The organism is Turicibacter sp., assembly GCF_017941855.1.
Classification (GTDB): domain Bacteria; phylum Bacillota_I; class Bacilli_A; order MOL361; family Turicibacteraceae; genus Turicibacter; species Turicibacter sanguinis.
Map to the genome: position 1 here is coordinate 43,880 of NZ_JAGAVR010000033.1, position 12,380 is coordinate 56,259.

Genomic DNA, 12,380 nt, shown 5'->3' on the forward strand with positions numbered 1-12,380 from the left:
ATAGATTAGATATTTTGGGGATCGTCGTCTCACAAGAAGGGCTTAGTAAACATAGAAAATAACAACTAGAGGTAAAAGGAGGTGACGCCATGTTTTTAGCGGGTGTCGTCGTCGGAAGTTTGGTGACGTTAGTGATGGTTGCATTATATAGTTGTTTAGTCGTAGCGGGACGCGCCGATCGTCAGATGGAACAAATGATCAAACAAGATGAAAGATTTAAGGATAAATAATTTAAAGAGGACCTGGGTAAACTAGAATGATTCTAGAAAACCGAGGTCTTTTTTATGAAAATTCGTTTAGGTTATGTAGCTATTGCGCTAAAGTTAGATAAGGTTACAAGTTCATCACCTGTGACCTATAAAAAATATTCATCACTTTCTTCAAAGCGTGAGCAACTTAGTTTATTAACGCGCGTAACTAAATCAAATTTGCACGATTTGATTAAAATTTTAAATTATAACGCGAAACAAGAGATTCATTTTTACCGAATGACATCAAAATTAATTCCATTGGCCACCCATCAAGAGGTTCTATGGGATTATTCCAAAGTCATTCAGGAGGAATGTCAAGAAGTTGCAGATCTAATTAAGAAATATGACATGCGAGTCGATGCACACCCCGATCAGTTTAATGTTTTAAATAGTATCAATGAAGCAGTGATTGAAGCGTCGATTCAATCCCTTTTACATCAGTTGCATTTATTTGAGTTATTTGATATTAAGTCTCCTCAACTTGTTTTACATGTGGGGGGGAAAGCCGGTGGGAAAGAGGCGGCATTAGAGCGATTTATTCAAACATTTCATCGGCTACCACCAAATATTCAAAAGGCTTTAATCATTGAAAATGATGATAAAGTTTATTCAGCCGATGATGTTCTTAAGCTATGTCAAACCTTAAATATCCCCATGGTTCTTGATATTCATCATCATCGTTGCTATAACGAAGGGATAGAGCTTCAACCCCTTTTAGAATCCATTTTTAAAACGTGGGATCAAAATCCTTGGCCTCCTAAAGTTCATATTTCAAGTCCGAAAGAATTTGACACGGATCGTCGTCATTCAGATTATATTGAAATTGAGGATTTGCTTCGATTTATTGAGTTGGTTCAACCCCTTAATCAAGATCTAGATATTATGATTGAAGCAAAACAAAAAGATTTAGCCTTATATCGCCTCATACAGGATATAAAAGTTGCAAGACCACATTGGAAGTGGTTAGATGGGACAACCTTTGAAGTTTAATGGTGAAAACAGCACGAAAAGAAGTGCTGTTTTTTTGTATAAGCATCACAAGAGGGGATAGCTTTGGAAAATGATATGTGATTTAGAAGATAATCTTAGAACTAATGTTTGATAAACGTAGAAGTCCCTTTATTTTACGTATGACTTTTTGGTATAATAAAATAGATAAAGAATGTAGATAAAGGATGAAACATATGTATTTAAAAAGAATTGAAACAATTGGTTTTAAATCCTTTGCCGATAAAACTGTAGTCGAGTTTGAACGAGGCGTAACGGCTGTCGTAGGACCGAATGGATCAGGGAAGAGTAATATTTCAGATTCGATTCGTTGGGTACTCGGAGAGCAGTCGGCAAAAAGTTTACGTGGTGGGAAAATGGAAGATATTATCTTCGCCGGGACATCAACTCGTAAACCACTTAACTTTGCTGAAGTGACACTCGTTTTAGATAATAGTTGTCAAAGCTTACCGATTGATTATGATGAAGTAAGTATTACCCGTCGTGTTTATCGAACGGGGGATAGTGAATACTTAATTAATAAACAAAAAGTTCGTTTAAAAGATGTCATTGATTTGATTATGGATTCAGGGATTGGCCATGATTCGTTATCCATTATTTCTCAGGATAAAGTTAAAGCCATTGTCGAGGCAAGGGTTGAAGATCGCCGTGTGATTATTGAAGAGGCAGCAGGTGTTTTAAAGTATAAGATGCGTAAAAAAGAAGCAACGCGCAAACTTGAATCGACTAGTGATAATTTAAGTCGTGTTCAAGATATTATTTTTGAGTTAGAAGACCAAGTTGAACCCTTACGTAAGCAATCAGAAAAAGCTGAAAAGTACATGGTCTTAAAAAAGGAATGTAGTGAGTCAGAAATCAGTGTGTTAGCTTATGATATTAAAACGTTAAATGACCAAATGGAACGTTCAAAAAAAGAACGTAAAGAAGTGGAGTTTGAACATTTAAGTATTAATGGAAAGATTGCGACGGATGAGCGTCGAATGGATAATTTAAAGCAAACGCAACAAGCTCAAGAACAACAGTTAGAAGCCTTACAAACTGAGTTAGTTGAAACGTCAGAGTTAATTCAAAAATTACAAGGTCAACGAGATGTTTTAAAAGAACGTCATAAAAATGCCTCTTCAAATAAAGAGCAACTGACGGAACAACAGGTCGAACTTGAACAGCAGTTAGAACTAGCGACGAAGCAATTAGAACTAGCGACCAGTTCGATGAAAGAAACCGAATCCCGTTTATTAGCCAAACAAACACAGTTAAATCAAGTGACGGAAGAATATCAACACTTGGAGGAAAATTTAAAAACAGAATTAGAGTCCACGCGAGAGGCTTACTTTGAAGATGTTAATGAACTAGCTAGTGTTAAAAATCAATACATTTCGATTAATCAGCAAATTAAAAAGACAGAGGTGACGCTTGAACGCATTAGTGGTGATGAAAATAAATCGCTTATTGATCGTGAGACGTTGCGTCGTGAGCAAGAAGGATTTAAGCAAGAGTATGATAAATTAAGTGCACAATTAAAGGAGAAGCGTGAAGAGTATCAAACATTACAAAAAACGCATCAACATTCGTTAAAGCAATTAGAAATGGAGACAAATCGTTTTAGACAGTTAACGCATCAAGTCGATAAAATGATGAATCGTTTACAATGGCTAGAGGATGCTCAAAAAGATTTCTCAGGATTTAACGAAGGGGTAAAAAAAATCTTAAAGGCTCGTGAGCAAAATCAAATTAATGGGATTGAGGGAGCCGTTGCTGAACTAGTGTCTGTTCCTAAAGAACTTGAGTTGGCGATGGATGTGGTACTAGGTCCTGTTATGCAACAAATTGTGACAACAAGTGACGATGCTGCTAAAAATGCTATTGATTTCTTAAAGCGTCATCATGCGGGGCGTGCGACATTCTTACCTTTAAATGTTATTAAGTCTCGTGTGTTGCCAATGGATGTTTTAAATCGTATTCAAAATAATCAAGATGTTGTAGGTGTGGCTTCACAATTAGTGGGTTATGAAGAACGATATCGACAAATTGTTGAGAATATTTTAGGAAGTATTATTGTTACGAAAGATTTAAATGTGGCTAAAAATTTAGCAAAGCAATTGAATTATCGTTATCGTATTGTCACGCTTGAAGGAGACGTTATTAATGCAGGAGGAGCGATGACCGGAGGGGCTGTTAAACGTCAAGGTTCATCGTTATTACGTCAAAAAAATGAAATTGAAGATTGTCAAAAGAAAATTGCAGAGTTAAATGAAGAAGTCGAACAATCAAAAGGACTTCAACAAGAGTTACAAGAAGTCGTTAAAAATTCTGAAAAACAATTATCAAAACTTCAATCGGCTGGCGAACGTTTAAAAGATAAAATGTCGGAGACGAATCAACAAAAATTAGCGTTTGAATATCGTGAAAAAGCACAAAATGAACGTGACGAATTACTTCGAATTGAACGTCGTGAACATGAATCGGAGTATAAGCAATTAGTTGAAAAGAATAATGATTTAGCCGAATCGCGTTTAAGACTTGAAAATCGAATTGAATCAGCTAAAGGAATCATTGATACACTAGAAGAGCAACTTGAACAACAAGAAGAAATGAAAACTCAGTTGATGGAAGTTATGACGGAGTTAAAAGTTGAAGTGGCTAAACTTGAGACGGCTCTAACAAGTGAAATTGCGACTCATTATCGTTTGCAAGAGGAATCAGGCCAAGCAAAAGAACGTTTAGCAGAATTAATCAATCGATTAGAGCAAAGCGAACAAGAAATGCTTGGAAATGATGATGAAGTTATTTCACTTGAAACACAAATTGAGCAACAGAAAGAATCTCGTGAATCGATTGTTGAAAAAATTCAAGAACAACGTTTGACTTTAACAAAAGTCAGTCAAGAACTTGAGATTTTAGAGCGTGAAGTAAGAGAAAGTCATAAAATTCATCAAAAAATGACGGAGTCAATTAATCAACTCGATGTTGCGATTGGAAAAGTTGATGTTGAGATGGATTTAATGATTAAAAAACTTGAAGAAGAACATCAAATGACGTTTGACTATGCGAATGAACATTATCCTTTAAAGGGAAGTATTGAAGAAGTTAAACAAAAAATTCGTAGCTTAAAAGGTCAAATTGCTTCACTCGGTGAGATCAATGTGGCTGCAATTGCCGAGTACCAACGAGTGAAAGAACGATACGAATTCTTAACGACACAACGCGATGATTTAATTGAAGCGAAAGCTAATTTAGAGGAAACGATTAATGAAATGGACCAAGAGATGACCATTAAATTTAAAGAAACCTTTGACTTGGTTCGTGTTGAGTACATTGAAATCTTTAAAAAATTATTCGGTGGTGGAACCGCTGATTTAGTGTTAACTGATCCTCACGATTTATTAAATACTGGGGTTGAAATCATTGCACAGCCACCTGGAACAAAGTTAAAAACTTCAAATTTATTATCAGGTGGACAAAAAGCCTTAACATCGATTGCCTTATTATTTGCCATTTTAAAAGTTCGTACGGTTCCGTTTTGTGTGCTCGATGAGGTTGAGGCTGCACTTGATGAAGCCAATGTTTCTCGTTATGCCAATTATTTAAAGGCATTTAGTAAAGAAACACAGTTCATCGTTATTACTCACCGTAAAGGAACGATGGAAAAAGCTGATGTATTATACGGAGTGACGATGCAAGAACGAGGGGTAACGAAACTCGTGTCAGTTCGTATGGATAATGTTTCAGATTATCTAGATGATGAAAAATAATAGTCATAGACCGTAAAATATGATAGAGTAGCATTAAAGTCATTTTGTATGACACGATATTATTAATTAATTGAGGTGAAGCCTGATGGGTTTATTTGATCGTCTAAAGTCGATGGTACTTGGAAAAAAAGAAGTCTCTGAGACAGAAATTCGTGCTCAGCAACATTATAAAGAAGGTATGAAAAAAACACGTGGTAACCTTTTAAAACAGTTACAGTCTGTTTTTTCAAGCTATAATGACATTAATGAAGAGATGTTTGAAGAGTTAGAAGAAATCTTCATTATGGCTGATATTGGTGTTAATACCGTGGTAGATTTCATTGATCAATTAAAAGAGACTGTACGCGAACATAATGTTACGGATCCAAAAGAATTACAGCGTATTATGGTCGATAAACTATTTGAAATTTACGTTAAAGGTGAGTTTGTGAACTCAAACTTACGTCTGAATAAAGAAGGATTAACTGTTATTTTATTTGTTGGGGTAAATGGGGTTGGAAAAACAACCTCAATTGCAAAAATTGCTCATCAATTAAAAGGAAAAGGAAAGTCTGTTTTATTAGCCGCAGGAGATACGTTCCGTGCAGGTGCAATTGAACAATTACAGGTTTGGGGAGACCGCATTGGGGTCGATGTGGTGTCATTAAGTGAAGGTTCAGACCCATCAGCCGTTATGTTTGATGCGATTAAAGAAGCGAAGGCTCGTAATGTTGATGTGTTATTATGTGATACGGCAGGACGTTTACAAAATAAAGTTAACTTAATGAAAGAGTTAGAAAAAATTAAACGCGTGATTGAACGTGAAGTTCCAGGAGCGCCTCATGATACATTATTAGTCATTGATGCAACAACAGGACAAAACGGAATGAATCAAGCGAAGGCGTTTTTAGAAGCGACAGATGTATCTGGAATTGTTTTAACAAAATTAGATGGAACAGCAAAAGGTGGAATTGTTTTAGCCATTCGAAATGAAATTGGGATTCCGATTAAATTTGTTGGTTTAGGAGAAAAAGCCGAAGATTTAGTTCACTTTGATATTGAACAATATATTTATGGATTATTTGCAGATTTATTTGAAAATGAAGCAGAGTAATTAGGTTTTTAGGTAGGGCTGAATAGATGGGTCTTGATAAGTTTGATGCAGTTGAAAACTTTTATCGGGACTATAGGTCTCTTTAGTATCAAAAGAGCTTAACGATTAAGTCTGATTATGAAATTATAAATTATCGTTTAGTTTGTATATAGAAGCTAGTGGGGGCATTGTGATGTTAGAAAAAGTCAATCGAATGAATGAACTGTATGATGCATATCAAGTATTATTAACATCAAAGCAGAAGACTTATCTTGAGCTTTATTACCAAGAAGATTTATCGTTGAGTGAAATTGCTGAACAATTTGAGGTAAGTCGTAATGCCGTGTTTGATAACATTAAACGAACAGAGAAATTGTTAGAAGATTATGAAACGAAGTTACAATTATTAAAAAAGCGTGAAATACGTGAAGAAATTTTAGATCAGATGCAAGTTCATACACAGGATGAGCAGATGATGAAGTGGATTAATGAGTTGCAACAACTCGATTTGGAGGTTTAATTTATGGCATTTGAAACATTATCAGAACGACTACAATCGGCCTTAAAAAGTGTCACACGTAAAGGAAAATTAACTGAAAAAGATGTTGACGTGATGATGCGTGAAGTACGCTTAGCGTTACTTGAAGCCGATGTTAATATTAAAGTTGTACGTGAATTTATTAATGAAGTTAAGGAAAAAGCTGTCGGAGAAGCTGTTTTAAAAAGCTTAACGCCAGGGCAGCAAGTGATTAAGATTGTTAATGAAGAGTTAACGAAATTAATGGGGGATAGCGCGGCTGAGTTAAACTTTGGTCATGCTAAACCAGCTGTTTTTATGATGGTCGGATTACAAGGAGCCGGGAAAACGACACACACAGGAAAAATTTCAAGTTATTTACGTAAAAAAGAAAAGAAAAATCCATTATTAGTTGCCTGTGACGTGTATCGTCCTGCTGCCGTTGATCAGTTAAAAACAATCGGTAAGCAATTAAATATTCCGGTTTATGAAAAAGGAACATCAATGAACCCAGTTGATATCGCAAAAGAAGCGATGACTTATGCTCGTGAAAATGGTCATGATTTAGTCATTATCGATACAGCTGGACGTCTACATATTGATGAGCAATTAATGGATGAGTTAAAAAATATTAAAGAGCTTGTTAATCCTCAAGAAATCTTATTAGTCGTTGATGCGATGACTGGACAAGATGCGGTTAATGTCGCTCAATCATTCCATGATCAATTGGATTTAACAGGGGTTGTGTTAACGAAGTTAGATGGTGATACTCGTGGTGGTGCTGCTTTATCAATTCGTAAAATTACTAATGTTCCAATTAAATTCATCGGTCTTGGTGAAAAATTAGATACATTAGAAGTCTTCCATCCAGAGCGTATGGCATCTCGTATTTTAGGAATGGGAGATGTTATGACCTTAATCGAACGTGCTCAAGAAAACTTCGATGAAGAAGAAAGCATGAAGTTAGCGGACAAAATGATGAATGCTACTTATGACTTTAATGATTTCTTAAAGCAAATGAAACAAATGAAAAAACTTGGAGCATTTGAAGATATTTTAAAAATGATTCCGGGTGTCGGAAACCAATTAAAAGATATTAATATTGATCCAAAACAAATGGCACGTGTTGAAGCGATTATTTACTCAATGACAGAGCAAGAGCGTAAAAATCCTGATTTAATTAATGCAAGTCGTAAGCAACGTATTGCAAAAGGTTGCGGATGTGATATTGCAGAAGTTAATCGTATGATTAAACAATTTACAGATATGCGTAAAATGATGAAGAAATTCTCAAGCATGGATCCACGACAGATGGAACGTATGGCCAATGCCTTGCAACGCGGAGGTAATCCAGGTGCAATGGGTGGCTTTGGAGGCATGATGGGACAAGGTAAAAAAGGAAAAGGTAAAGGTCGCGGTGGCTTCCGTTTCTAATATCGTTAAAAGAGAGTACTGAATTAGTGCTCTCTTTTTTGACATAAAAATTTAGATTTTACGAAAAATAAAAAATACGATTGATAAAGATAAGTCAGATTAATAAGAGAATATCATGTCGTCTAGATATTCCTCATATTCTCTAAAGTTAGATTTTTTGATGAAAAATCTATCATTTGGTTATCATAAGTTTATTGGTTAAAAACAGGAGGATGGATGATGAATAAAAAATGGTTAAACATCCTATTATCAATGGCAACTGCTTTAACGGTTGTGATGGGGTGTTCAAATGAAGAAGAAAAATCAGTATCAGTTGCTGAAACAATTGAAGTGACGGTGGTGCCTAAGTATGTATTTATGTTCATTGGAGATGGAATGTCACAGGTTCAGGTAAATGCTGCCCAAGTCTATACAGGAAATGATGGAGAGGGTGAAATCACAACTAATAATTTAAATTTTACAGCTTTTCCTACGGTTGGATTGGTCACGACACATAATTCAACGTCTTTCGTTCCAGACTCAGCCTCTACAGCTACAGCTTTATCTTCTGGTGTGAAAACGCATAGCGGAGTCATTGGGTTAGAAGCAAATAAAACGAAGGTAACAGAAAGCATCACTGAAAAATTAAAATTAGCAGGAAAAAAAATTGGAATTGTGACAACAGTCACGATTAATCATGCAACCCCTGCAGCGTATTATGCTCATGTTCCATCTCGAGGTGATTATTACGAGATTGCCACACAATTAGCAACATCTAACTTTGATTATTTTGGCGGAGGAAGCATTGCACAGCCAACGGGAAAAAATGAAGATGAACGAAATGTGTATGAGATCATTGAAGAAAATGGATATCAAGTAGCTAAGACGAAGGAAGATATTTTGGCGCTTGACTCCTCATCAGGTAAGGTATATGCTCAAAGTCCTGTGTTACAAGATTCAGGAGCCATGCCTTATGCCATTGATGCCAAAGAAGACGATTTAATGTTGGCTGATTTTGTCGAGAAAGGGATTAAAGTCCTAGATAACGAACAAGGATTTTTTATGATGGTAGAGTCAGGGAAAGTCGATTGGGCTTGTCATGCAAATGATGCCATGACGGCCATTGCTGAAGTGTTAGCTTTTGAAGATGCCGTTCAAGTGGCAATTGATTTTGCAAATGAGCATCCTGAAGAAACGTTAATTTTGGTGACCGGTGATCATGAAACAGGAGGAATGAGTATTGGATATGCTAAAACAGGTTATCATACAGCGTTTGAGTTGTTAAAGGCACAAAAAATGTCTTATGTTGCGTTTGATGAATTAATTAAAGATTTAAAAGCAAGCAACCCAAATTTAACGTTTGAGGATGTATATCCGATTATTAAAGAAAACTTTGGATTGATATCATCAGAAGATGAAGAGGCTACTCATGGAGAAAAGGCATTGTTTGTCATGTCGGATGATGAGTTGAAGAAATTAAAGGCTGGCTTTGAAGAGTCGATGAAAAATAAGGATGATCGGGATCAAACTGAGGAGGCTCAAATTTTATATGGCGGATATGATCCACTATCGGTTAGCTTAACTCATCTTTTAAATAATAAAGCAGGTATTGGTTGGACATCTTATGCGCATACGGGAGCACCGGTTGCGATTTATGCGAGAGGTGTTGGAGCTGAATTGTTTAGTGGATTTTACGATAATGTGGATGTCTTTCATAAATTAGTTGAAATTTGTCAGGTAGATTAAGTGAAGGAGTCAGCAGTGTGAAGCGTAAAGAGATAGTATTTGTTAGTGTTTTTGTTTTGTTGTTAGCGATTCTTTGGTTTTTACCAACAGGTTATGAACAGCAGATTTATATTAATTCATCAGGCGTTAAAGCAACCGTGAGATCTGTCAATAACAGTGGGGTTTACACGACTGGATTACTTAATCAGGGGGATCAGCGATGCGAAATTGAAATTTTAAGTGGAGCACATAAAGGTGAAATCGTTGAAGGAATGAATCTTTTAACGGGAAAACTAGAAGTCGATAAGTTATATGAAGTCGGAGATAAGGTATGGACGTTGATTGAGCAAAATTCATCAGGTCAAGTCATATTTGCTAATTTAATTGATTATTATCGATTGGACGAACAACTGATTTTAGTTGGTTGTTTTATCTTCTTACTCATTATGGTTTCTGGATTTACCGGGGTTCGGACGTTATTGTCTTTTGCTTTTGCATTACTGAGCATTTGTAAAATCTTAATTCCGTCCTTATTAAGAGGTTGGAATCCACTTTTTATGGCTTTAATGGTGGGGAATTTATTAACCATCGTGACGTTGTTATTAGTAGCAGGCTGGACCAAAAAGGCTTATACAGCCATAGCAAGTTCGATGATTTGTTCTTTTTTGACTTGTTTATTAGCGGTATGGTTTGGAAGATTATTTAATATTGATGGAGCGGTAATGGATTGGTCAGAATCGCTTTTGTATGCAGGTTATCAAAATTTGGATTTAGACGGTATTTTTCAAGCGGGTATTTATTTAGCATGTTCGGGTGCCGTTCTAGATTTAGCCATTGATATTTCAGCGGCACTTGAGGAGGTGTTAAAGCATCATCCGACCATCAAACGCACTGCCTTAATTAAATCGGGACTTACAATTGGAAAGTCAGTTATTGGGAGTCAAATGACGACCTTGCTGTTGGCTTATATGGGAAGTTACATTACGATTTTAATGGTTTATTTAGCACAAGGAACGCCTTTGTTATCCATTTTAAATTCTCAAAAGATTTCAGCTGAAATTTTGCACACGTTTATTGGATGTATGGGACTGGTGCTGGTTTCTCCTTTAACTGCTTTGATTTGTGGAGTTTTTTATTGTCCTATATCAAGAAAGAAACAAGAAGAATTAGTGATGGAACTAACTCAATAAAAAAGTATCGAATCCTTCTTGAGGACTCGATACTTTTCATTTTTAGCGGATGCTTCGTTGGGAATTATAATGGTTATAGTAATCGTCTTCAGCTGCTTGATCGCGTTGTGCATATAATAATTGAGGGTCTAAGTCTACGACACGTGTTTTGAAAATTAAATCATGTATCGTTCGTTTATCCTTTCGTTCGCTGATCATATAAAAGCTAGCCAAATGGGTGATACCGAAAGAAAAGTATAGGGATAAGTATTTAAAAAGTTCTCGAAGATGAATTTGCCACCAAGTGAGTTCTTTCTCATCTTTTATCATAACCGGTTTAATTTTCATTAATTTTTTTCCAATCGTTTGTCCATGATTTAAGCTAGGAAATAAGATGGCCATGACATAAAAGACAATGATAACCACAGGGTATTGAATCGGCCCTGTTAGTGCCAAAATAAGAATAAACATAAGACCAATCGTCATCGATAAATCCAAAGCATGGGCATTCATTCGTTTTTTAAATGGAGCAAGATAATAACTTTCTTTCATTACAATCACTCTCTTTTTACCAATTTTTAGATATTATAACACGCTTTCATTGGGTAGTAAAGATAAAAAAATAAGCCGCCTAGGGGGGGGGCGGCTTATTCATTCATACTTTGACCATATGTGAAAGGGAGAGGAGAAGTATGATAGAAGAATAGGGGGGATTATTTTACTGTAACCTCTCGGCTACACTAATAATATTGACCATCTTTTTATTTTCTATACGTTTATTTTAAAAATAGATAAGAGTTTTTGTCGTTCCTTTAAGGGATTATAAGATAATTTACAAAACAGAGTGTTTTATAAGTTATTCTCTAGCTTCAAAGATCGATGACATTGTAGAAGATACTTAATTTTGGAGAAATAATCATTGGAGGGGAGTAGATTAGGGAGGTGTTAGGAAATTATATTTGTTGATTGAAAAAGAAAAAAGATATTAGAAATTCATCTAACATCTTTTGGTTATAATATTAATTTTTAATTTAGATTATCCAAGCCCGACAAATAAAATAGCCATATAAGCTAAAGGAATTAGATTTAAGACAAGTCCGGCAATTCCAATCCATTTTTTTTCTGGCTTTAAAGATAAAGAGAAGGCAGCTAGAGCAACCCCCATAACTGCTAATAGGATAACAGCGATCATTGAATTAATTAAAGAAGTGAATAACACTACGTTTAATGAACATCCGATAATAAGACTTGATAGTCCGATAATTTGAGAATAAGCTTTCATCGTTTAGTAACCTCCTTGTTGATGATATAAAAGATTTAGATAAATCAAATATGAGAGTAAATATACATTTGCTAAAAATCTTTAATAGATGCATTAAAGGGGAAATAAAAGCACATAAATTAACATTCTTGTTGGATAGACTAATCAGTCTTTGGTATAGAAAGGTTAATTGGTCCAGTTTTTTATTTATT

Annotated in this window: 10 protein-coding genes; 8 read left to right on the forward strand and 2 right to left on the reverse strand. The window is 35.4% G+C overall.

What is annotated here, in order from left to right; translation table 11 throughout:
* Window positions 1–89: 89 nt before the first annotated feature.
* The 8 genes from J6D32_RS05390 (at window position 90) to J6D32_RS05425 (ending at window position 10,928) form a co-directional block, all read left to right on the forward strand.
* Complete coding sequence (locus J6D32_RS05390; RefSeq protein ID WP_006783814.1) at window positions 90–230, forward strand: hypothetical protein; 141 nt, start codon at window positions 90–92, stop codon at window positions 228–230.
* 54 nt (window positions 231–284) lie between these two features.
* Entirely contained in the window at window positions 285–1,241 is a 957-nt protein-coding gene (gene uvsE, locus J6D32_RS05395; protein ID WP_006783813.1) for a UV DNA damage repair endonuclease UvsE, read from the forward strand.
* Window positions 1,242–1,435: 194 nt separating this feature from the next.
* Entirely contained in the window at window positions 1,436–5,011 is a 3,576-nt protein-coding gene (gene smc / locus J6D32_RS05400) for a chromosome segregation protein SMC (RefSeq protein ID WP_132942615.1), read from the forward strand.
* An 85-nt stretch (window positions 5,012–5,096) separates the two neighbouring features.
* On the forward strand, window positions 5,097–6,104 hold the full coding sequence (ftsY, locus tag J6D32_RS05405; RefSeq protein WP_006783811.1) for a signal recognition particle-docking protein FtsY: 1,008 nt from the start codon (window positions 5,097–5,099) through the stop codon (window positions 6,102–6,104).
* Window positions 6,105–6,276: 172 nt separating this feature from the next.
* Complete coding sequence (locus J6D32_RS05410; RefSeq protein ID WP_006783810.1) at window positions 6,277–6,603, forward strand: putative DNA-binding protein; 327 nt, start codon at window positions 6,277–6,279, stop codon at window positions 6,601–6,603.
* A 3-nt stretch (window positions 6,604–6,606) separates the two neighbouring features.
* A complete protein-coding gene (gene ffh / locus J6D32_RS05415; protein WP_006783809.1) occupies window positions 6,607–8,034 on the forward strand; it encodes a signal recognition particle protein in 1,428 nt (475 codons plus the stop codon).
* A 219-nt stretch (window positions 8,035–8,253) separates the two neighbouring features.
* Window positions 8,254–9,759 (forward strand): alkaline phosphatase, encoded by a 1,506-nt coding sequence (locus J6D32_RS05420; RefSeq protein ID WP_155228291.1) that lies wholly within the window; start codon window positions 8,254–8,256, stop codon window positions 9,757–9,759.
* A gap of 17 nt (window positions 9,760–9,776) precedes the next feature.
* On the forward strand, window positions 9,777–10,928 hold the full coding sequence (locus J6D32_RS05425; protein ID WP_006783807.1) for a YibE/F family protein: 1,152 nt from the start codon (window positions 9,777–9,779) through the stop codon (window positions 10,926–10,928).
* Window positions 10,929–10,970: 42 nt separating this feature from the next.
* Here the strand turns inward: J6D32_RS05425 and J6D32_RS05430 are convergent, their stop codons facing one another.
* Both J6D32_RS05430 and J6D32_RS05435 read right to left on the reverse strand, forming a co-directional pair.
* Complete coding sequence (locus J6D32_RS05430) at window positions 10,971–11,459, reverse strand: RDD family protein (protein ID WP_006783806.1); 489 nt, start codon at window positions 11,457–11,459, stop codon at window positions 10,971–10,973.
* A 484-nt stretch (window positions 11,460–11,943) separates the two neighbouring features.
* Window positions 11,944–12,189 (reverse strand): hypothetical protein, encoded by a 246-nt coding sequence (locus J6D32_RS05435; RefSeq protein WP_006783805.1) that lies wholly within the window; start codon window positions 12,187–12,189, stop codon window positions 11,944–11,946.
* Window positions 12,190–12,380: the final 191 nt, after the last annotated feature.

Bases quoted from the DNA above. Each gene is read 5' to 3' on its own strand.
- J6D32_RS05390 (WP_006783814.1), top strand. From the start codon at position 90: ATGTTTTTAGCGGGTGTCGTCGTCGGAAGTTTGGTGACGTTAGTGATG.
- uvsE (WP_006783813.1), top strand. From the start codon at position 285: ATGAAAATTCGTTTAGGTTATGTAGCTATTGCGCTAAAGTTAGATAAG.
- smc (WP_132942615.1), top strand. From the start codon at position 1,436: ATGTATTTAAAAAGAATTGAAACAATTGGTTTTAAATCCTTTGCCGAT.
- ftsY (WP_006783811.1), top strand. From the start codon at position 5,097: ATGGGTTTATTTGATCGTCTAAAGTCGATGGTACTTGGAAAAAAAGAA.
- J6D32_RS05410 (WP_006783810.1), top strand. From the start codon at position 6,277: ATGTTAGAAAAAGTCAATCGAATGAATGAACTGTATGATGCATATCAA.
- ffh (WP_006783809.1), top strand. From the start codon at position 6,607: ATGGCATTTGAAACATTATCAGAACGACTACAATCGGCCTTAAAAAGT.
- J6D32_RS05420 (WP_155228291.1), top strand. From the start codon at position 8,254: ATGAATAAAAAATGGTTAAACATCCTATTATCAATGGCAACTGCTTTA.
- J6D32_RS05430 (WP_006783806.1), bottom strand. From the start codon at position 11,459: ATGAAAGAAAGTTATTATCTTGCTCCATTTAAAAAACGAATGAATGCC.
- J6D32_RS05435 (WP_006783805.1), bottom strand. From the start codon at position 12,189: ATGAAAGCTTATTCTCAAATTATCGGACTATCAAGTCTTATTATCGGA.